This window comes from Mariniradius sediminis, from assembly GCF_021491425.1.
Classification (GTDB): Bacteria; Bacteroidota; Bacteroidia; order Cytophagales; family Cyclobacteriaceae; genus Mariniradius; species Mariniradius saccharolyticus.
Map to the genome: position 1 here is coordinate 48,284 of NZ_JAKEVZ010000005.1, position 21,114 is coordinate 69,397.

At 45.4% G+C, this 21,114-nt stretch carries 16 protein-coding genes and 2 tRNA genes; 7 read left to right on the top strand and 11 right to left on the bottom strand.

What is annotated here, in order from left to right:
• Positions 1-14 precede the first annotated feature (14 nt).
• Positions 15-3,155 carry a glycoside hydrolase family 2 TIM barrel-domain containing protein gene (locus tag L0U89_RS07620; RefSeq protein WP_234860993.1) on the bottom strand — a complete coding sequence of 1,047 codons (3,141 nt, stop codon included), beginning with the start codon at positions 3,153-3,155 and terminating at the stop codon, positions 15-17.
• A gap of 243 nt (positions 3,156-3,398) precedes the next feature.
• On the opposite strand from L0U89_RS07620, the gene L0U89_RS07625 reads away from it, so the two are divergent.
• The gene (locus L0U89_RS07625) at positions 3,399-6,218 is read left to right on the top strand and encodes a ligand-binding sensor domain-containing protein (protein WP_234860994.1); all 2,820 of its coding nucleotides are present in this window, start codon (positions 3,399-3,401) and stop codon (positions 6,216-6,218) included.
• A 236-nt stretch (positions 6,219-6,454) separates the two neighbouring features.
• Positions 6,455-7,924, top strand: a complete 1,470-nt coding sequence (locus tag L0U89_RS07630; RefSeq protein WP_234860995.1) for an SLC13 family permease — start codon at positions 6,455-6,457, stop codon at positions 7,922-7,924.
• 420 nt (positions 7,925-8,344) lie between these two features.
• Here L0U89_RS07630 and L0U89_RS07635 read toward each other — a convergent pair.
• Positions 8,345-8,416, bottom strand: a tRNA-Glu gene (locus L0U89_RS07635).
• 39 nt (positions 8,417-8,455) lie between these two features.
• A tRNA-Glu gene (locus L0U89_RS07640) sits at positions 8,456-8,527 on the bottom strand.
• Between the two features lie 189 nt (positions 8,528-8,716).
• Between L0U89_RS07640 and gap the strand changes: the two genes are divergently transcribed.
• The gene (gap, locus tag L0U89_RS07645; RefSeq protein ID WP_234860996.1) at positions 8,717-9,712 is read left to right on the top strand and encodes a type I glyceraldehyde-3-phosphate dehydrogenase; all 996 of its coding nucleotides are present in this window, start codon (positions 8,717-8,719) and stop codon (positions 9,710-9,712) included.
• Here gap and L0U89_RS07650 read toward each other — a convergent pair whose 3' ends face one another.
• From L0U89_RS07650 to L0U89_RS07670, 5 genes are all read right to left on the bottom strand, one after another.
• Positions 9,713-10,078, bottom strand: a complete 366-nt coding sequence (locus L0U89_RS07650) for a hypothetical protein (RefSeq protein ID WP_234860997.1) — start codon at positions 10,076-10,078, stop codon at positions 9,713-9,715.
• A gap of 2 nt (positions 10,079-10,080) precedes the next feature.
• Positions 10,081-11,289 (bottom strand): BaiN/RdsA family NAD(P)/FAD-dependent oxidoreductase, encoded by a 1,209-nt coding sequence (locus L0U89_RS07655; RefSeq protein WP_439651550.1) that lies wholly within the window; start codon positions 11,287-11,289, stop codon positions 10,081-10,083.
• Positions 11,290-11,301: 12 nt separating this feature from the next.
• Positions 11,302-12,837, bottom strand: a complete 1,536-nt coding sequence (locus L0U89_RS07660; protein WP_234860999.1) for a helicase HerA-like domain-containing protein — start codon at positions 12,835-12,837, stop codon at positions 11,302-11,304.
• A 96-nt stretch (positions 12,838-12,933) separates the two neighbouring features.
• Positions 12,934-13,341, bottom strand: a complete 408-nt coding sequence (locus L0U89_RS07665; RefSeq protein ID WP_234861000.1) for a DUF4332 domain-containing protein — start codon at positions 13,339-13,341, stop codon at positions 12,934-12,936.
• A 26-nt stretch (positions 13,342-13,367) separates the two neighbouring features.
• Positions 13,368-13,820, bottom strand: a complete 453-nt coding sequence (locus L0U89_RS07670) for a hypothetical protein (RefSeq protein WP_234861001.1) — start codon at positions 13,818-13,820, stop codon at positions 13,368-13,370.
• A 193-nt stretch (positions 13,821-14,013) separates the two neighbouring features.
• On the opposite strand from L0U89_RS07670, the gene L0U89_RS07675 reads away from it, so the two are divergent.
• The gene (locus tag L0U89_RS07675; protein WP_234861002.1) at positions 14,014-14,763 is read left to right on the top strand and encodes a tetratricopeptide repeat protein; all 750 of its coding nucleotides are present in this window, start codon (positions 14,014-14,016) and stop codon (positions 14,761-14,763) included.
• Between the two features lie 82 nt (positions 14,764-14,845).
• Here L0U89_RS07675 and L0U89_RS07680 read toward each other — a convergent pair whose 3' ends face one another.
• Entirely contained in the window at positions 14,846-15,448 is a 603-nt protein-coding gene (locus L0U89_RS07680; protein WP_234861003.1) for a tetratricopeptide repeat protein, read from the bottom strand.
• A 10-nt stretch (positions 15,449-15,458) separates the two neighbouring features.
• Positions 15,459-16,274: a 2,3,4,5-tetrahydropyridine-2,6-dicarboxylate N-succinyltransferase gene (locus L0U89_RS07685; protein ID WP_234861004.1), complete on the bottom strand. Its 816-nt coding sequence runs from the start codon at positions 16,272-16,274 to the stop codon at positions 15,459-15,461.
• 26 nt (positions 16,275-16,300) lie between these two features.
• Here L0U89_RS07685 and L0U89_RS07690 point away from each other — a divergent pair, with 26 nt between their 5' ends.
• Positions 16,301-17,416 (top strand): glycosyltransferase, encoded by a 1,116-nt coding sequence (locus L0U89_RS07690; RefSeq protein WP_234861005.1) that lies wholly within the window; start codon positions 16,301-16,303, stop codon positions 17,414-17,416.
• Positions 17,417-17,802: 386 nt separating this feature from the next.
• Positions 17,803-18,459 (top strand): metal-dependent transcriptional regulator, encoded by a 657-nt coding sequence (locus tag L0U89_RS07695; RefSeq protein ID WP_234861006.1) that lies wholly within the window; start codon positions 17,803-17,805, stop codon positions 18,457-18,459.
• 24 nt (positions 18,460-18,483) lie between these two features.
• Here the strand turns inward: L0U89_RS07695 and L0U89_RS07700 are convergent, their stop codons facing one another.
• Positions 18,484-19,500, bottom strand: coding sequence for a LacI family DNA-binding transcriptional regulator (locus tag L0U89_RS07700; protein ID WP_255777851.1), 1,017 nt, complete (start codon positions 19,498-19,500; stop codon positions 18,484-18,486).
• Positions 19,501-19,691: 191 nt separating this feature from the next.
• Between L0U89_RS07700 and uxaC the strand changes: the two genes are divergently transcribed.
• Complete coding sequence (gene uxaC, locus L0U89_RS07705) at positions 19,692-21,113, top strand: glucuronate isomerase (protein ID WP_234861008.1); 1,422 nt, start codon at positions 19,692-19,694, stop codon at positions 21,111-21,113.
• Position 21,114: the final 1 nt, after the last annotated feature.

The following is a 21,114-nucleotide window of genomic DNA, read 5'->3' on the forward strand; positions in this document are numbered from 1 at the left end:
CTTTTTAGCATAATCTACTTCCCAACGTTGATATGTATATAAGTTCTGAATTCCCATTCGTTGCCGTTTGGATAACCGATGGCTTTGGGGTCTGGAACCACGTTGCCGCTGATATCAACCGTTTGTGCTGGATTGTAGCGGGGCGAGTATTGATCCAAAGAACGCCAAGTGAAGCGCATCCCCATGGTTGTATTTGGTAGGATGTACCATTCTTGTTTGCCCACGGATGTGGAGATATCTGCCATTAGCTGCAGCGGGAACGTTAGGTTAAAGTCCCTGTGGAAGTCAAAAGGTCCCCAATCATTGAATTTGACATGAGAGGAGACTTTGATTGTCTTGTAGATCATTCTGACATCCCCACCGAAGCGTTCCACTGTTCTCGGGTCAGGACCATTGGCTTGGCCATTTCCACCATACAGGTTAACTATGAAGCCGAGCCTCGGATTCACTTTGGAGACAATGCGGCTCCTTACTTCCCAGAGGTCCAAAGCTGGTGGCGCACCGTCTGCGGCCACGGGTGTACGTCCGGTTCCAGGGAAAATGATTGCCGCATCCATCACAGTAGGCAAGTGGCGATAGACGAATCCAAAATTAGCCGCGAGCGTAGCATCCTCAGCGCGGTCATTATCCCACTCATACATGAAAGTCCCCGGCGTAGGATCAAATGACAAAAGAAGTTCACCACCAATGGTTTCTCTGTTGGATCTCACTACGAATGGATCGTCCAAGATATTTCTTGGGCGTGCGGGACCACCAATTTCCTTGGATATAGGATCTACCAGCGGTTTTTGCCACATAAAGTTGGGTGCTACCTGCCATTTGCCCATCGTATAGGTCAAACCGGTCAATAAAAGGTTTTTATTGCCGCTTCCGCTGTCTTTGAGCTGCCAGCCGGTGAATGTGGTGGTATAGTCACCGCCTCCGTTAGCTACCAATCCTTGGGCAGCTGCCTGTGCATACCAGTTAATCCTTCCGGCGGCATAGGTGAGTTTGACCTTTCCTCCCCATGTATCGGCCATATTGATTTGGTCGATATATGTTTGGTAATTTCCTTCCGAACCGCGGACGACTTGGAATTCACGACCCACAAGTGGTTGTCCACCCCAAATACCTCCTGCTTGAAGTGTCAGGTTTTCAAAGAGCTTTGTTTCTGTTTGAAGGGTCACCCGACGGGTTCTAGGTTGTGGAATGGCGATGGAGCTTATCGCTTGGCCTGGGTCATCCAAGTCCTCGTGGAAAATACCTGTAACGGTAGATTTGCCAAGTTTGCGCTGGTACTTGACCAGGACGGCTGGGTTGGCACCCCACCAAAGCTCACGGCCAAAAGCAACCTTCACGCCTTTTAGGGCCTTTTTTCCCGTGATCTCTACGCCCGATGGCGCAAGCGCATTATAGATATCTATGTTTGGACCGTAATTTGCCTCAGGATAAAGTCCGAAAAAGTCCCCTTCATATTCCCAATGGTAGTGGCCTGTTCGATAAAAACCCTTCAGGTCAAATATCTTATGATTCCAAGTGTACTCGGCCTGGTAGATTGCCACTCTGTTGAGTGACTCCAATACCTGGGTACCCGCTTGGGTCTGGATATTGAGAGGTCGCCCCCTGTTTTCGTAGAAAATTTCATCGATTGGATTCAATGCCACGTTACCGAGAACGTTCATGACGACGTTTGCGCGGACATTGGAGGTAGGATTTGCCTCTACTCCCACAAAAAAGGATTGAAGGTGGTCAAAGCCCTGCTGGTTTGGGAAAGTAACGTTGTCCGGATCGGGAGATTCTGGGGTAGTAGTCAGGTAACCTCCTGTATTGAAAGTCGTAAATTCAGCGCGCAATTGACTGACCGATAGTAGCTTGGATTGCTCGCCTGCCAGAGCAGCTTGATCGCTACGGGCCCTCATGGCTGCATCGATCACCTGAATCGATGCAAAATGGGTTGCTACGTTTTCCGCAGTCATTCCCGCTAAATATGGATTCAAGTTGTGGGCTTCCTTCAGTGCGTAGTAGGCAGCTCGCGGATAAAGGGTGTAAAGACCGCGGGGACTTGTCGGGCCTTTCGCGCAGATTCCAAACCATTCCTCGTTCATGTTATTCTCACCCTGTACAAAGTCGTGAAAATAACCTCCATTCGCCCAAGAAGCTTCCGTATTGTGCACGTCCAGGTCAGTGGTTTGACCTGTTTTCCACCATCCGTCGCTGAACTGAAAAGTAAAGCCTCCCAATGAATTCCCAGCTTTTCCAAGACCTGCAGCGTTCTCATAGATTTCCTTCCAATTGCCAACCATGAAAAACGCTTGGGACTCTTGGTCCTCCCTGTTTTCGACAGCATTAAAGGCATCTGCGCCGAATTCGGTGAACAAAATTGGTTTGTTCAGTTCTCTGCGAACTCGCTCGAATGCGTCACCGAAAGACACGCCTCGGTACATATTGGTCCCGAATATGTCAATATCCTTACACTCTTCTTTGATGATTTCGAGAAAAAGCAAATCGCCGTTACAGATTGCGATGGGGCGACTCGAGTCAATGCTTTTCATCGCCAAGGTCGCTTCATTGAACAACTTGTACATAGCGGTTGCCCTGACCGTGGACTTTCTGTCTTCAATAGGTATGTTCTCTGTTTCGGCACCTTCCCAAAACAAGCCGTAGTTGTTTTCGTTGCCGAGAAGGAAGAGTAGGAGACCCGGAGTGTTGCGATACTCGGTTACCATTTGTGTCACTTCCGCCAACAGTAACTTCCTGACGCGCGGGTCCGCGTACTCTGTGTTTGCAACCCAAGTACCGTCAAGGGTCAATCCGTATCGCCCGAAGGAGTGGTTGAGCATGGTGTATATCCCATACTTCTCATATATATAAGTGATCCACTTCGCAGGTACGCCGGTGTATTGCCTGACTGCATTCACGCCCATGTTTTTCAACATCGGCATTTCGGCATCTAGGGCAGCCATGATGATGTCATCCGGCTGTTTCCATAGGCTGTAGTTGAAATTGGTGCCAATCGGAAAATAATCCCAGTTCATTCCGTTGACCATGAAATCCTTCCCATTAACCTGGAGCTTCATCCCGCTGTCATCTTGGACAACAGTCACCTGGGAAGATTGTGCGTAACCGCTCACCCTAAAAAATAGTAGCGTAAGCGCCAAAAGGTAAATATGTTTCATAGTTATTTTGGTGTTAATCGTAACCGATCCGAAGCACCGCGTGGTAGGCGCGGTTTCCGAAATCGATTGTAATTACCCAATTCAACCTGAAAAAAAGAAAAAAACGACTACGTCAATTCTTTCTCATTACTACTACAAAACTTTAAAATTGCGCAGTGCAATCGATTTTTCTGAATACATTTGCTAGATATGAGTACTACAACAAGCAGACTAAAACGATTTATGCCAGATTCTCGGTTTTTTTTGAAGAATTGGCTAATATTTTCCTTATTTCTGTCGGTGATCTCGGCTACCCATGCCTTTTCGGGAAAATATCCGATTCGGAATTTCACGCCAGCTGAATATGGTGCTGGGATTCAGAATATCGACTTCGCGCAGAACAGGGATTTGAACCTATTTGTTGCAAATAATCTTGGTGTATTGTCCTTCAATGGAAACCAATGGAAAACCTACGCCCGAAACACCGGGAAGAAGCAGCGTTCGTTGGCATTTGATGTGGGATTGGACCGATTGTACGTCGGGTCTCAGGGCGATTTCGGTTTTTTTGAGGACGATTGGCGTTATGTTTCTTTGCTTGAAAAGATTCCGGAAGATGAGCGCGACTTTGATGAGGTTTGGGATGTTTTCATTTTGGGTTCGAATGTGTTTTTCTGCACTTTCCAAGGCATCTATCGCTATGACGGCCAAGGTGTCTCTGTAATCAGCCATCCAAATGGGTTTAACAGGTCTTTTTTGGTCAATAACAAGTTGTTTACCCAGTCGCAGTCCGGTGAACTTTTTGAGATCGACGGAAACAAATTGATGCCGCTTGGCCGAAATTCACGCGTAAACCAGGTAGTGGCGGGTGTGGTGAGAAAAGAAACGGGGTACGTGGTCATCTATAACTCTGGTGAAGTCGAATTCTTGGACACATCGGGTTCCAAGGGGATTTTTCCTGATCTCGCAAATGCATTGTCGAGAAAATATGTCAACCATGTGGCCCAAATATCGGATGGGCGCCTCGTAATTTCTACCCAACGTGCTGGCTTGTATATTTTTGACATGCAATCTGGTCAGTTGGAAAACATCACAGTAGACGGTGGTCTGCTGTCGAATGCCTGTCTCCGGGTGTTTCAAGATAACGGTGGCAGCCTATGGGTAGGTATGCAGAACGGGATTGCACTTATAGATATAAGATCTCCAATAAGACTGATAAACCAAAATATTGGCTTGGAGGGGAGTGGATATGAGGCTTTTGAGACAGGCGAGGGTATCTATTTCACTACATCGAATGGCATTTACTTTCGACCGATAGGCAAGGCTGAGAGTATGTTTCTTACAGGTACAGAAGGTCCGGCTTATGGTCTGCAACAAATAAACGAGAAGTTGTATGCGGGGCACCATACCGGTTTGTTTATGCTGGAAAATGGAAAAGCCACCAGAATATTGACAAGCGACGGGCTTTGGCAGGTGAAGCCCCTGAGTGCAAATCCGAAGTATGCGATTGGAGGTACTTACTCAGGTCTTCATTTGTTTGAGATTGATGAAAAAGGCGTATTGCGTGAGGTCCAAAAAATCAAGGGATTTAATGAATCAAGTCGGTTTTTCGAAGAAGATATAAAGGGAAGAATCTGGGTAGGCCAATATTATAAAGGCCTCTATATGATTAGTTTGAGCAATACACTAAGGGAAGCAGATGTGGAAAAGATATCGGAATCCAGTCAGCTACCGATTCAACAATACGTGTTTCTGAGCAGGGTGGATGACGAAATATACATTTGCACTACAAAAGGTATCTTCAAATTAAATCAGAATTCGGGCACGATAGAGGAGGAGACCGTGTTTTCAAAAGTAGTAGGCAAAGACTGGATTTACCAGTTTGTACAGGACAAGCAAAGAAATGTCTATGTACAGTCCGAAAACGCGATGGCACTTTTTAAGCAGGTTGGACCGGGAAATTACGTAGACGTGCCATCGTCCTTGTTTCAGCTTCGCCAATCTTTCAACAACGACCTGCTGAGCGTTTCCACGAACGTTACAAACGGGGTTTTGTTCAATGCCAATGAAGGTTTTATCTATTATGACCCACGGCTGGAGGATAGGGTGTCTTTTAACAAAGAACCCTTGGTAGGAAAGATCATCAATGTAGCCGAAGATAGTACCTTGTATTTTAGAAAACCATTCAGCGAAAGGCCCCAGGAAATCGAGCCGATTCGGATTACCGAAGGCACACGGGTTTTGCAGTTTGTGATGGAATCTTTCGTTTTTGGCGATGTCAACAATCAGAATTTCCGGTACAGACTCAGTGGTTTTGACAAAGATTTCGGGGATTGGACAAACTCATTTGTCAAGGAATACACCAACCTGAAGGTCGGGGAGTATGATTTTGAGGTTCAGACATTTGGCGCCCGTGGTGAAATAGTGACAAGCAAACCGCTGAAAGTGATCGTCATGCCTCCATTTTATAAGAGTTTCTTTGCGAAGGTGATTTACTTTTTGCTTGGACTGACCGTGTTGTACCTAGCTTACCAAGCACAGCGGCAATACTACAAGAGAAAGCAAGCTGAACTGGAACGGTCCCGGAAAATGGAAATAGAAAAAAAGCAGAAAGAACTGCAGGAGGTCAAAGAGGAACAGACTAAAACCGAGCTTCAGCATCTGAATGCGCTTTTAGCGGCATCGACAATGAACTTGGTCGTGAAAAACGAGTTCATGGAAAACATCAAGGAAGAAATCCGAGTGGCAACGAAAACGGACAAGGTTGAAGACAAGCAACTTGCACTAGAGCGGATTTTCAAGGAAATCGATTCCACGCTGAAGGTTCATGAGGACTGGAAGCAATTCGAATATCACTTTGATCGCGTACATGGAGATTTCCTTTCCCGATTGACGGCGGAGTTTCGGGACTTGACGCCGGGCGAACAAAAACTTTGTGCATTTCTGCGTCTCAATATGGACACCAAGGAAATCGCGAACCTTATGGGTATCACGTTGCGCGGCGTGGAAGTTTCCCGATATAGGCTGCGCAAGAAACTTGGCTTGGATTCCCATCAGAATCTGTCTAAGTTTATTTTGGAGTATTAATGTTGGATAGCAAATCCGATGATAGTTTGTTAGAGAGGCCTTATTGTTTGTTATATAATTTACATTATGTTAAATATAATAAATTCTATCATCCAAATTCAGGCTTTCAAACCAATTAGCATCCCCCAGCCTCAATTACAATCTTGAAGACTGAAATGTCTTGCCATCGATCCACTTATCCCTACCATCTTGTGCATGCTCGGAATTTTTGGTAACATACAGCCTATTATCAACCCATGGCGCAAAAAATCAACCCGGCACGTTTAGGATTATTTCTCGGTCCCTTTTTCTTTCTCTTGGTCCTTTTTGCAGTCAAAGCTGAGGGATTGTCGCCAAGTGCACAGGCAATGCTTGCCGTGACCCTTTGGATTGCAACTTGGTGGATTACCGAAGCTATTCCTATTGCGGCCACGTCTTTGTTGCCTTTGGTTCTTTTGCCGTTGCTGGGCGCGTTGCCGATCGCGGATACGGCTGCTTCATATTCCCATCCCATGGTCTTGTTGTACATGGGCGGATTTATGATCGCAGTCACGATCGAAAAATGGAACCTGCACAAGCGCATTGCTTTGACGATTATCTCCTGGATCGGGACCAATGTACCTTTGGTGATGTTGGGATTTATGGTGGCGACCGGTTTTCTTTCCATGTGGATATCCAATACAGCTACCTCCCTGATGATGCTCCCTATTGCGATGGCGGTCGTCAACCAACTCTCCCCCGAATCAGAAAATAATCCACTGATAGATAATTATTTGGGCAAGGCGATGATGCTGGGGATTGCCTACGGCGCTTCCATTGGCGGTATGGCGACGTTGATTGGTACGCCTACCAACATTATTTTGGCCGGATTGGTCAAGGAGCTTTTTGGCTTTGAAATCAGTTTTTTTGATTGGTTTATCTTTGGTTTTCCTCTGTCGGTCGTTCTGCTTATACTTTGTTGGTTTTATCTTGTCAAAATCGGCTTTCCATTGACAAAGGATTTACAGTTGACTGGCGGCAAGGATGAGATCAAGCGGCAATTGGACCTACTCGGATCGATGAGTGTTGAAGAAAAGCGCGTTTCGGTGGTTTTTGGCCTTGTGAGTGTGGCTTGGATTTCCCGGACTTTCCTCCTGCAGCAATGGCTGCCTGCATTGGACGATACGATTATTGCCTTTGTGGGCGTGCTCCTTCTTTTCGTCCTCCCCTCTTCCAAACCAAAAACTAACCTATTAGACTGGAAAACAGCAGAACGCATTCCTTGGGGAATTCTCTTGCTTTTCGGTGGCGGTATGGCTTTGGCTGAAGGTTTCAAAGTCACCGGCTTGGCGGATTGGATAGGCAGTCAGTTTGTGTTCTTGGATTACCTGGCATTTGGATTATTCTTGTTGATCGTAGTGGCTGCAGTCAATTTCCTGACTGAAGTCACATCCAACGTAGCAACGGCATCGATGATATTGCCGATTTTGGCTGCGGTGGCATCTTCACTAGGCGTGCATCCCTTTGGATTGATGGTCGGCGCTACATTGGCGGCGAGTTGCGCATTTATGTTGCCCGTTGCCACTCCGCCAAACGCAGTGGTATTCGGCTCAGGATATTTGCGGATGAACGATATGGTGAAAGCGGGCTTTTGGATGAACATCCTTTCGATCTTGCTCATCTCAGGTTTTGTTCTCTTCCTGCTCCCCTATTTATGGGGTATTGACTTGAATAAGTATCCTTTCTAGGAGGCAGTAGCAGTCTCAGAAAGCAGTAGCAGTTTACAGTGGGACAAAATAAGGATTCACGCATTCCTTGCTGTACGCTCCTCGCAAAGACTGCAAAGGAAACAGTGTTCAGTCGCAGATGGCAGAAAGTATTTCGAGCATTTGTGGAAATGGATATCACCCAAAGACCTCCGAGACGGAAAAAACACTATTTGGCATTTTGAAACCCACTTCTTGGCGTCCTAGCGTCTTGGCGAGATTTTACTTTTTCTGCGCTCTTTGCACCTCTATTTTCTTTGCGAGAATCGCTTCCCCACTTTGCCATAACGAAAAAAACCCGACCTAAGAAGATCGGGTTTTCACTCACTTTAACCACTAACAACCATAAAACAAATTCGTCATGCTTTCGCAATCCGAATGATGAAAAACATCAATTTGTTGTAGTCGATACGGGAATCGAACCCGTGTTTTATCCGTGAAAGGGATACGTCCTAACCCCTAGACGAATCGACCATTTTTCAAAAATAAGACACTGAAATATCAGTGTCTGCGTAGTCGGTACGGGAATCGAACCCGTGTTTTATCCGTGAAAGGGATACGTCCTAACCCCTAGACGAACCGACCATTTTTGGGTTTTTGGGCCTCTTTTTCAAAAGGTGTTGCAAATATAGAGGCTTTCGGGCTTTCTGCAAAACTAGACAGAAAAATATTTGGAATTTTGTCCCAACCCGCTGAATCAGAATCGAAAAAATTTGGGATTACTTCTGTGTGTTTTATCTAATTTCGCAGCGAGATCATCACCTTTTGATTACCATGAAAAAAACCCGCGTTGCTATCAACGGATGTGGCCGCATCGGCAGGCTGACTTTCAAGTTGCTACTGGAAAGGCCCAACCTCGAGCTCGTTGCAGTCAATGACCTAACGGATCCCGCCACGCTCGCGCACTTGTTGCAATATGATTCCATTCATGGTAAATACAAGGATTCAGTTGTGGCTGAAGGTCAAAATATTGTCGTTGGGGGTAAGCGTGTCAAGATTTTTGGGGAAAAGGATCCCGCGATGATCCCATGGAGGGATTTGGATATCGATATCGTTTTGGAATCGACAGGCAAATTCACGTCAAAGGAATCTGCCGCTGCACACCTCCAAGCGGGTGCGAAAAAAGTGATCATCACCGCCCCCTCTCCTAGCCCGGAAGTTCCTACCATTGTCCTGGGAGTCAATGAGCAGATTTTGATTGGAAATGAGACGATCATATCGAATGCATCCTGTACCACCAACTGTCTTGCGCCTATGGTTAAGGTATTGGACGAAGCGTTTGGAATCGAAAAAGGCTTCGTTTCTACCGTCCATTCCTATACCAACGATCAGAACCTACATGACTCGCCACATCGGGATTTACGCAGGGCTCGTGCCGCCGCGTATTCGATCATCCCGACAACCACCCATGCCGCGAAGGCCATGGAAGTCGTATTGCCGCATTTGAAAGACAAGATCGAGGCTTCGGCCATGCGAGTGCCCGTTCCAGATGGTTCGCTGACCGATCTCATTGTATTGTTGAAAAGAGAATGCACCACTGAAGAGGTGAATGCCGCATTCAGATCCGCTTCGATGAACAATCTGAAAGGTATACTTGAATACCAAACTGCGCCTATTGTCTCGATTGATATCATCGGAAATCCACATTCCTGCATCTTGGATGCTGGCCTGACTTCTGCAAAGGGAAATTTGGTCAAGGTGGTTGGTTGGTATGACAACGAGGCGGGTTACTCCAACCGCCTAGTCGATTTGGTCGAAAAAATTGCCTGATTAGGCTTCGGGAGTATTTCCCAATTCGGCTTCGACCACGGCAACCGCATCATCAATGGCATCAAGAAATTGACTCAAATGCTCCAAAAAAGCCTCGCCAAAGCCCTGTTCCTGAAGAATTTGCTTTCCTTCCTGGATGATTCCCTCGACGGTTTGGATCTCAAACAATGCCAAAGCAGGCTTCACCTTATGGCGGATTTGGGAAAGAATTTCCAAATCATGCTTTTCTGCGCCTTCCAGGTATTTTTCCTTTAATTCCGAAAGTGATTTGAAAAGTGCAGATATCAGTTCAGCCCTGAAATCAGCGTCTCCTTCGGCCATTTCCTCTACGCGTTCGAAATTTACAGGTGGTGGATTGGTTGACATATTTAGATTGATAAAGCGCTTTTTCCCGCAAGATAACCGGTACTCCAGGCAGCTTGGAAGTTAAAGCCCCCGGTAATTCCGTCGATGTTGAGAACCTCTCCGGCAAAGAAAAGGTTCGGGCAGGTACGACTCATCATCGTGTCTGGGTCAACTTCAGCCAAATCAACTCCCCCTGCGGTCACAAACTCATCCTTGAAGGTTGTCTTGCCCTCTATGTGGACAATATAGCAAAAAAGATTTTGAAGCAGTTTGTGAAAATTCTTTTTCGGAAGGTTTTGCCATAGAAGTTCCTCGGAGATTTCTGATTTATCTACAAGATGTTCCCAAAGCCTTGCAGGAATTCCGAAAAGCGGGTTGCCACTTATTCTCTTTTTTGGATGATTTTGTTGGAATTGACCCATTTGGGTTGCCAGGAAATCTTCCGTCCAATCTGCCTGCCAACGAATATGGGCATTTGCCACATATTGTTGCGCGTGAAGCCAATCCGCGCCAAATGCAGATAACTTCAATACAGCGGGACCGCTTAGACCCCAATGGGTAATCAGTAAAGGGCCACGGTAGGCAAGTTTGGTACCTTCCAATCTAATATGGGCATCAGGTACCGAAAGGCCCATGAATCTGCGAATTGGCTCGGTCGGAGTATTGAAAGTAAATAGTGAAGGTATTGGATTTATTATATTGGTAACCAATGATTTAAGAAAATTGAATCCATCGATTTTTGGGCTCCCACCTGTGCACACAATAATTCTGTCAAATACAAAACTGTGGTCTTTTCCATGAACTTCAAATCCCTTGGCAACTCTCTTTACTTGTTGGACCGGGAATTTGAAAACCAATTTCACTCCTTTTTCAGAAGCCTCTTTTTCAAGTGCATCGATGATGTTTTGGGAATCGTCAGTGGTAGGAAACATTCGCCCGTCGGCCTCAGTTTTTAGCGACACGCCTCTTGATTCAAACCATTCGACGGTATCGCTCACGGCGAAATGCCGAAATACTTTCTTCAAGAATTTTTCCCCTCTTGGGTAGTTCTTTGCCAACTTGCTAATCTCAAACGCAGCGTGGGTCACATTACACCTGCCCCCTCCCGAGATTTTCACCTTGGCGAGTGACTTGGATGTTTTTTCCAAAATGGTGACTTCCGAATTGGATGAGGATGCATGAATCGCAGCGAAATATCCCGCCGCACCCGCACCAATCACACCTATTTTTATCTTGGCCAAGGATTATCGCTTTTTGCCTGAGAAAGAACCTAAAATTCCCCGCGTCAATTCCCTGAAAATGGTTCTGCCGATTTGCCTCACCATTGTGTTTTTGCTGAGTTCATCAATCAGAGATGTCTCTTTGGCAGCTCTTGCTGACGTGGTTTTCTTTGGAATGGGTGCGGAAGCCTGTTCAGCAGCAGCCTCTGCCCTGCTGATTTTCTTTTCCAACAACTCAAAAGCGCTGTCTCGATCCAGTTCGACATTGTATTTCCTCACCAAAGGAGACTTAGATACCAAAGTTTGGATTTCCTGATCACTCAAAACATCCATCCTTGATACTGGCGGACGCAGCAGCACATGGGCCAAGGGTGTTGGAATTCCTTTTTCGTTCAATGCCGTAACCAAAGCCTCCCCTATTCCCATGGAGGTCAATGTCTCGTCTGTTTTATAAAATGCGGAAATCGGATAGTTTTCGGCTGTTTTTGAAATATCCTTCCTGTCCTTGGCGGTAAATGCCCTTAGTGCATGCTGCACCTTCAAGCCCAACTGCCCCAAGACACTGTCCGGAACGTCTGTTGGCGTTTGGGTGCAGAAGAACACTCCAACTCCTTTGGAACGGATGAGCTTGACAATTGCTTCGATCTTTTCCAAAAGATCCTTTGAGGCGTTGGAAAAAACCAAATGTGCTTCGTCAATAAACAGACAAAGTTTGGGCTTCTCCGCGTCGCCCTGTTCTGGAAATGTCTCATAAATCTCAGACAACAAGCTGAGCATAAAGGTGGAAAACAATTTCGGGCGGTTTTGAATATCGGTCAATCTAATGATTGACACGACTCCTTTTCCATCCACCGTCCGCACAAAATCCTCTACTTCAAAGGAAGGTTCCCCAAAAAAATCCTCCGCCCCTTGCTGTTCGAGTTCAATGATCTTTCGCATGATGGTATTTACCGTTGCTGGTGATACTGCACCAAATTCCTTTGTAATTTCCTCTTTGCCCTCATTGGTGACGTATTGCAGGACCTTTTTCAGATCCTTCAGATCAAGCAAGGGCAAATGATGGGTGTCACAATATCTAAACACCAATGCCATCACGCCCCGCTGGGTATCGTTCAATTCCATGATTTGGGACATAAGAACGGGCCCAAATTCAGAAACAGTTGCCCGAAGCTTCACGCCATTCTCGTGGCTGATGGTCATCAACTCAACGGGAAGTCCGGTCGGATTATAGTCGATACCAATTAGGTCACGGCGCTTTTCGACATGGGGATTAACAGAACCTGGCATCGCAATGCCTGAAAGGTCACCCTTCAAATCCATCAGCACAGAGGGCACACCATTGAGTGAAAGCTGTTCGGCAATCACTTGGAGCGTCTTGGTCTTTCCGGTACCCGTTGCACCGGCAATCAAACCATGTCGGTTGAGGGTTTTAAGCGGAATTTTGACTTGGGCATGGGAGATCGGCTCGTTGTTGAGGATTCCCGTTCCCAAAATAATGGACGGGCCTTTGAAAGTATAGCCCTGCTCTAAGTGCTGCTTGAATTCGTCTGATTTGCTCATTGTCGAAGAATAAAAAGGGAATTATGGAAGCAAAATAAAAAAACCTGAACACTTCTAATCGGTGTTCAGGCTTTATTATTTTCCTGGTTTCAATCATCAATGTGTCACAACAGGTTCCAAAGACTTGGCTTGGTTGATGAAGTCCTCTACCTGGGACAAAGCGGGAACCACCCTAGTCAATTTTTTCGCTTCATTGGTTTCCGTGAGTGCTTTGTGTAAGTTTTCCGGATTTCTGGTTCTCAGTTCTTTGACTGTGTCGACGCCTGCTGCTTTCAAGAGCTCCGCAAATTGGCTGGCAATGCCGTTGATCCTAAACAGATCGGCCATATTGACCCAATCCAAAATCAATGTTTCGCTGATTCCGCTGGCAGCTGAAATTTCCGACCTTCCCTTTTTTGAGGCACCTTTTTCCAAGAGCGCTTCTACGGTCTTTATACCTGCACCAGCAAGTTTTTCTTGGTAAGCAGGGCCGATGCCCTCGATCATGGTGATTGTTTTTGACATGATTATTAAATTTAAGAGTGAAGTGATTATTTAAACAAATTTCCAAGTCCTCCTTTAAGTAGGTCACCTGCTTTCCCCATTAGGGACCCGCCGAATCCCTCGCCCAACATTTTCATCAGATCGACTTTGCCGATTTCTCCCGATTTGGATCCCGAAATCGCCGAGACGATCATTGGCAAGACCAAGTTTCCAATTTTGGAAGCCATTTCAGGACTTATGCCTAGTTTGGAAATATAGCTTGAGTTCAGTCCCGCCATCAGGTTTTTGAACAAATCGGTATTCTGAGCCCCCGGTCCTGCATTCAGCATATTGAGTATCCCGTCGATATTTCCCGACCCGACCTCTTTTCCCAAAGAGGAAATCAGGCTGTCTTTTGAGACATTTAATGTTTCTTTTGCCTTGTCCTCATCCAAGCCGATTTTGCCCTTGAGATCCGAAAGCAAGCCGTCTGCTGTCTGATTAATGATGTCCTGTAACATAATAATTAATTTTTGGTTTTTACATGAAAAATCCACCAAGCTCGGTTCCATCTAGTGAAATTCCCCGTTTTTTCCCCGAACTATCCTCAATTAACAAAAAAATATTGAAAAACCGGAATTTTTCCTGTGGTTAGGAATAGTGAACAAAATCTTTCAATTTTCGGACAAATCAGTCTCGCTGGAAAAGCTTAGCATGCATAGAGTTACCAGACCCGTTGTTTATTTCTTATTGTCTATTATCCTGTTTTGTAGCCCTGATTTGGCGTTTTCACAAGTGAGGCCAAATCTCGGCAACTCCACGCGTTTGATGAACAGCGCACTTGCGGAAATGGAAAAGGGGAATTTTGAAAAAGCCAACAGTTACTTCAGACAAATCATCGAAAATGGATTGGCGATTCCTCCGGAGATGCCGTACTTTTTCGCGGAAACACTCTTTGAACTTGGCCAATACGATAATTCAGCCGCATTTTTAAATAAATATCTCGAAATCAATGGCTTCCGCGGTGACAATTATGAAAAGGCAAAAAACCTTGAAGCCGTGCTTCAATCCCATTTGGCAGCGATAGCAGAATGTAGACTTTGCGACCGTCGCGGATATCGGTACGAGTACTGCCCTACCTGCCATGGTGACCGCCAAATTCAGCAAACCTGTAGCCTTTGTCGCCAAATAGGAATGGTCGGCTGCAATAAATGTATGGGTACGGGAATCGTGAAGGTGCGCAATATTTTCAATATCGTCGAATACCATGACTGCGACAAATGCGAAGGAAAAGGCAAAGTTACCTGTCCAAAATGCGAGGGAACGCTGACCGAAAAATCCGATTGTAGAACCTGCAAAGGTGAAGGCAGATTGGTGACAGAAGAACTCTGCAACCACCAACCATCGAACAATCCCCGGTACTTCAATGGATTTGAAAAATTGCGAAATTCACTTCATCCATAAGTTTGGTTAATATTATATAAGTATCAAAAAATCAATTGATTAAAAAAGCCTGAATCTTAACGATTCAGGCTTTTTTTTGCCCTCACTTACAGTACTTTTCCAATGCGGGTTTAGCATCCGGATAATCAAGTTTGATCGCAGCTCGAATATCCTCGCAGCCTGACCTTTTTCGATCCGTCGCGATTTTGAGCATGCCCCTGTAATAGTAAGCTTGACCAAAATCCTTGTCAATCTGTATCGCCAAGCTGTATTCCTTCATCGCATCTTCGGTGCTTCCGATTTGATGGAGTGCGCGGCCTTTCATAAAAAACGCCATGGCCGGAGCCCCGGGTACTTGGGTTGCAGCATCCGCATATAGGAGGGCTGAGTTATGGTTTTTTTGTTTTTGGTAAATGTTGGAAAGGCTCAAGAGTACTTGGGTATTTTTAGTATCCTGCGCATATGCTGCCAAGAAATCCTTCTCCGCTTTGGAAAAATCCCCCATTTCCTCATAGGCCCTACCACGGTTGTAAAGCGCCTTCACATATTTGGGTTTATTTTTCAAGACGTTGTCATATTCAATGACTGCTTCTTGGAATTTTCCCTCACTGTACAATTGATCGCCTTTATTGGAAAGGTTTTCAGAACAAGAAACCAAACTCATGATGCCAATCAGGGCGGCAAAAACCCAATGTGATACTTTCATTCTTTGATATTTATACTGCCACGTTGTTTTCTCTCAGCGCGTCGTTGAGGGATGTCTTGAGGTCAGTAGAAGCCTTTCGCTGTCCGATGATGAGGGCACATGGCACCTGAAACTCACCGGCCGGAAATCTTTTTGTCAGTGAACCAGGGATGACCACCGAACGTGGCGGAACATATCCTTTGTGCTCCACGGGTTCATGTCCAGTCACATCAATGATCTTTGAACTCGCAGTCAATGTGACCCCGGCTCCGATTACTGCCTCTTTTCCAATCCTCACGCCTTCGACGATGATGGCCCTTGACCCGATGAATGCGCCGTCTTCCACAATTACCGGTGCTGCTTGGACTGGTTCTAAAACCCCGCCAATGCCGACCCCGCCGCTGAGATGCACATTCTTCCCAATTTGGGCGCAGGAACCAACGGTTGCCCACGTATCAACCATCGTGCCACTATCGACGTATGCGCCGATATTTACGTAGGAAGGCATCATCACCACACCATTTGCAAGGAATGCCCCATAACGCGCTACCGCGTGGGGAACGACCCGAACACCTTGCTTGGCGTAATTGGTTTTCAAAGCCATTTTATCGTGGAATTCGAATGGGCCGACTTCGATTGTGTGCATTTTTTGGATCGGGAAATAGAGAATTACGGCCTTTTTGACCCAGTCATTTACCTTCCAAGAACCGTCTTCCAAAGGCTCGGCCACACGCAGCATGCCGGTGTCCAATTCATTGATGACAGTCTTGATGGCGATTTCGACATCCTTCTCTTTCAGTAAATCCCTGTTTACCCAAGCGTTTTCAATTATCGATTGTAAATCCATATTTTTGGTTGATTCGAAACTTTTACATGCGAAAAAACAGCGTTGCGATTGCCTCGGTCCTGAAACCAGTCAAAGACCCCCGGGCCTACTTCAGGTTTGGTTTTTCGCTGCGTGAAACAAATAAATACGAGATTAACATCATAGGATTTTCTTCAAAAAGTGAACCGCCCGAGGGAGACATCCATTTTCAAACTTTATTTTCAAAGCAACGAACCCACCCCAAAAGGCTATTGGTTTCATGGGCATTTCTAGTGAAAATCTGGAAAATAAGGCCTGAAATTCTAATCGTCACCACTTATGAACTCTTGCCCGTCTCCGTCCTGGCAAAGTGGATACTCAAGTACAAATTGGTGTACGATGTACAGGAAAATTATATTTTGAACATTAGTCAAAACAGAACAGTTGGCGGCTTTGCAAGGTCGATTTCAACGGCGATTGTTGGAATTTTTGAATCATGTTCGAGGCCATTTGTGGACCATTTCTTTTTGGCAGAACGCTGTTATTTGGAAGAGTTGCCAAAATTTAGGCCCGCCACGGTATTGGAGAATAGGTTTTTTAAGCCGGTCGTATCGATCCAATCCTATCAACTTTCAACAGAACGTCCTCTTCGCTTTTTAATTTCTGGTACAATTACAGAGGTATATGGGGCTTTGACCGGAATTCAATGGGTTAAGGAATTCAAAAAGCGGAGGCCAAATAGTGAACTCCATGTGATCGGACACTGCCCGAAGCAAAGCTTTCAGGAAAAGCTAGAAGAGGAGATGCCTTTTGTTGGATTGACTTTGGAAATTTCATCCGGCCCTATTCCCTATGAGCGGATACTCAATGCTTACCATCAAGCAGACATTGTGTTGTTACCCTATTGGCAAATCGAAAGCATACGGGATAAGGTTCCAAGCAAGCTGTATGAATCACTGGCGCTTGGAAAAATTTGCCTATTCAGCCCGAATCCAAAGTGGGATGAAATTGTAAAATCGTTTGGTGGAGGTTTTGCTGTTGATTTCCGAGATTTTTCAGGTATTCCGAATGTAGTTCTTGAATTGGATAACCGCTCATTTTTCACTAAAAATCCTGACGTGAGCCTTACTTGGAAAAGTCAGGAAACCGAATTTTTAGACACAATAGCATCTTTTGTGAAGTGAATCCTTGACTCGTAATAGTTAAGAATTCTTTCTGATCGCGTCTCCTGTTCTAAGGCACTGTTTCCCAATGGTGCCTTTGCCAGTTCCATATCCTCGGTTTAAAAAGATATCCACAAATACCCCGCGGTGGATACTGGGTTTGCTAGCACGGAAACTGCCATCACTTCGTGAAATTTCGAGTTTTCAAATGCCCTTTATATTCATAAATATTTGAAATACAATTATATGGATCATTTTTTAGCCAATCCAAAAAATATTTTTACCCAATTCTAAAACCTACCCCACAATCTATGCTGACTTATCCACACCCGAATTAGGTTGAAGAAAATTATTTTTTAGTATAGTCTAAAATGGTATTTTTGCCATAATTCCAAATTGAACCACCTGTGCTGACTTTTGCAGAAGAGAATTATCTGAAGGCGATCTATCACCTATCCGATGGCGGAAAAAAAGGTGTCGCTACCAATGACGTGTCGCATGCGATGCGCACAAAACCTGCCTCCGTGACCGATATGATGCAGAAACTAGGTGAAAAAGGCGTCATCGAATACAGGAAATATTACGGCGTCCACCTTACTGAAGATGGAAAAAAACTAGCCTTGCAAACCATCAGAAAACAGCGGATTTGGGAAGTCTTTTTGGTAGAAAAATTAAAATTCTCCTGGGATGAGGTGCACGAGGTCGCCGATGAACTGGAGCATGTACGGTCACAAATCCTTGTGCAGCGGCTCGACGAATATTTGGGTTATCCAAAGTTTGACCCCCACGGAGATCCGATACCTGACGAGTTTGGCGAAGTGAAATCTCGTCCTCGGTTCCCCCTTTCGGAATTGGAGGTAGGTGCATCGGGGCAGATCGTAGCGGTCAAGGACAGCAGTGCCGCATTCCTGAAATACTTGGACAAGGTTGGCGCGTACATCGGCGCGCGCATTAAGGTTTTGGACAAAGTTGAATTTGACGGCTCGGTTGAGATCTTGGTCGATGGCAAAAAATCCATCTTTATGTCAAAGGATGTGGCAATGAATATTTTGGTGATGCAATAGCCAAAATCATTTGCATGGATTAATCTAATCCCCTGATGACTCCCGGAGTTCCATTTTTGAGGGAATTTCGATGACTCTGTCTTCCAAGGGCGGCTGTTTTGGTTTGGTGAGCTTTTGCATCAGCAGTTTGGCGCATTCTGCACCGACTTGAAATGCCGGCTGTGAAATGGTCGAAAGTGGCGGATTGAGTAGGCCCGCAATTTTCATGTTTGAAAAGGAAATCATCTTGAAATCCTTGGGCATGTTCAAACGCATCTCCTTGGCTGCTTGATAGGTCGAAATTGCCAGTTTCTCAACCGAAGCGAGTATCCCATCCGGACGATCCATCCCATAAAGGAATCGCTTGATCAATGCCAAATTGCCTGCCTCATCTTGGGAACATTGTACCACCCAAGATTCCGAGAAGGCCAAACCTGAGTCCTTAACTGCATCTATGTAGCCGCGAAGTCGCTCCTTTCCTATCGAGATATCTCGGGACAAAAGCAGGAAAAAGATCTTTTTACAACCTTTTTCAATTAAGTGCATCGTGGCATTGTAGCCGCTTTGGTAGTCGTTTGTGATGAATTTTGTAGTCGGTATTTCCCTGCAAATCCGGTCAAAAAATATAATGGGAACCTTGTTTTGGAAGACATTTTCAAGATGGTCAATCTCCCTTGTTTGACTCGAAACGGACATGACAATGGCATCCGCCCGCCCATTCACCAGATAGGAAAGGATCTTTTTTTCTGTATCCAAATTTTCATGTGTGCTGTACACAAGCAGGTGGTAGCCAAATTCCTGGGTAATGGATTCAATCCCCTCGATTACTTGCGAAAAGTAGTTGTTGATACGCTCGGGAATGATGACGGCGATCGTTTTGCTTTTTTGGGCTCGGAGGCTTCTTGCAAACGGATTGGGTTGGTAGTGAAGCGATTTTGCCAACGCCTGTACACGGTCTTTGGTCGCCTGCGAAATTTCGTAACTGTCATTCAGAGCCCTCGAAACGGTCGATGGGGCCAAATTGAGCATTTTCGCGAGGTGTTTTATATTGATTTCGGACATGGTGGCTTATAGGTACAAATCGCATTCGGTGCCCTAAGATTCAATTTTATTTTCTTGAATGAAACAGGGAATTGAAAAAAACGAAATCTCGAAAACGTTTGCATGCTTTTCCAACTCCGGTAAGTCGACTGCCTCATTATTCGCCTAATTTTAAGTATCTCTTAACCTATTAAATCCTAATGCCGCGATACATGAGCAAGGATTATCCCAATTCATTTCTGGACGAAGATTTTTTATTGGAAAACAAGTATTCCAAGACACTTTACCATGATTTCGCCGCATCACTTCCGATCATTGATTACCATAACCACCTCCCACCGGACCAAATCGCTGCCAACCGCATATTTGAAAATATCACCCAAATTTGGCTCGCCGGGGACCATTACAAGTGGCGGGCGATGCGGACTTTGGGGATTCAGGAGCAGTATATCACAGGCGATGCAAGTGATCTGGAGAAGTTTGAGAAGTGGTCCGAAACTGTCCCATATACCCTGAGGAATCCGCTTTACCATTGGACTCACATGGAGTTGTCGCGATATTACGCCATCAATCAGCTCCTCGGCCCGACTAACGGAACCCAGCTTTATCACCAGTGTTCCGAGCTTACAAATTCCTCCGACTTCAGTACGAGAAGGTTGTTGGAAAGGATGAATGTCGAAGTGGTGTGCACCACAGATGATCCTGCCGATAGTTTGGAGCATCACCAATCTTTTTCCAAAGGATCTGAGAATTTCAAAATGTTCCCAGCATTTCGGCCGGACAAAGCATTCGCGATCGATCAGCCTGGATACTGGACATACTTGGAAAGATTGGGTACTTCTTCGGGGGTGGATATCGTCGACTATCCAGCGCTTTTGGAGGCCTTGCAAAAGAGGATTGATTTTTTTCATCTAAACCAATGTAGGCTTTCCGATCATGGCATGGAGCGACTTTATTGGTTTGAATCTGGTGTGCATGATGAGGCATTGATTTTTGAAAAATCAAAGAATGGACAGCGGATCGAAACGGAAGAGGCGGCCTATTTCAAATATGCGGTCTTACTGCAACTCTGCCGCATGTACCATCAAAAGGGATGGACACAACAGTTTCACTTGGGAGCACTGCGCAACAACAATTCCCGTATGTTGGCAAAATTGGGTCCTGACACAGGTTTTGATTCAATTGGTGATTTCAGCCAGGCACAAGCGCTTTCGAAGTTTCTTAACGAACTGGACAACACAGATCAACTTGCAAAAACTGTCCTCTATAATTTGAATCCTTCGGACAATGAGGTATTTGCTACGATGGTTGGAAACTTCAACGACGGTTCGGTGAAAGGCAAAATCCAATTTGGATCAGGATGGTGGTTTTTGGACCAAAAGGACGGAATGGAAGCACAGATCAATACCCTCTCCAACATGGGGCTGATTTCCTGTTTCATCGGCATGCTCACGGATTCCAGGAGCTTCCTTTCTTTTCCGAGGCACGAGTATTTCCGTAGGATTCTTTGTAATTTATTTGGGAAAGACATGCAAAACGGGCTTCTCCCCCTCGATGAAGCTTGGATTGGAAAGATTGTTCAGGATATTTGTTACTTCAACGCCAAGAATTATTTTGGCTTCCCAAACACATAAT

What these genes read in the sequence shown, in the direction of transcription:
- L0U89_RS07630 (WP_234860995.1), top strand. Translation starts at nt 6,455, where the DNA reads ATGGCGCAAAAAATCAACCCGGCACGTTTAGGATTATTTCTCGGTCCC.
- L0U89_RS07660 (WP_234860999.1), bottom strand. Translation starts at nt 12,837, where the DNA reads ATGAGCAAATCAGACGAATTCAAGCAGCACTTAGAGCAGGGCTATACT.
- L0U89_RS07665 (WP_234861000.1), bottom strand. Translation starts at nt 13,341, where the DNA reads ATGTCAAAAACAATCACCATGATCGAGGGCATCGGCCCTGCTTACCAA.
- L0U89_RS07650 (WP_234860997.1), bottom strand. Translation starts at nt 10,078, where the DNA reads ATGTCAACCAATCCACCACCTGTAAATTTCGAACGCGTAGAGGAAATG.
- L0U89_RS07685 (WP_234861004.1), bottom strand. Translation starts at nt 16,274, where the DNA reads ATGGATTTACAATCGATAATTGAAAACGCTTGGGTAAACAGGGATTTA.
- L0U89_RS07690 (WP_234861005.1), top strand. Translation starts at nt 16,301, where the DNA reads ATGCGAAAAAACAGCGTTGCGATTGCCTCGGTCCTGAAACCAGTCAAA.
- L0U89_RS07620 (WP_234860993.1), bottom strand. Translation starts at nt 3,155, where the DNA reads ATGAAACATATTTACCTTTTGGCGCTTACGCTACTATTTTTTAGGGTG.
- L0U89_RS07700 (WP_255777851.1), bottom strand. Translation starts at nt 19,500, where the DNA reads ATGTCCGAAATCAATATAAAACACCTCGCGAAAATGCTCAATTTGGCC.
- L0U89_RS07670 (WP_234861001.1), bottom strand. Translation starts at nt 13,820, where the DNA reads ATGTTACAGGACATCATTAATCAGACAGCAGACGGCTTGCTTTCGGAT.
- gap (WP_234860996.1), top strand. Translation starts at nt 8,717, where the DNA reads ATGAAAAAAACCCGCGTTGCTATCAACGGATGTGGCCGCATCGGCAGG.
- L0U89_RS07680 (WP_234861003.1), bottom strand. Translation starts at nt 15,448, where the DNA reads ATGAAAGTATCACATTGGGTTTTTGCCGCCCTGATTGGCATCATGAGT.
- uxaC (WP_234861008.1), top strand. Translation starts at nt 19,692, where the DNA reads ATGAGCAAGGATTATCCCAATTCATTTCTGGACGAAGATTTTTTATTG.
- L0U89_RS07675 (WP_234861002.1), top strand. Translation starts at nt 14,014, where the DNA reads ATGCATAGAGTTACCAGACCCGTTGTTTATTTCTTATTGTCTATTATC.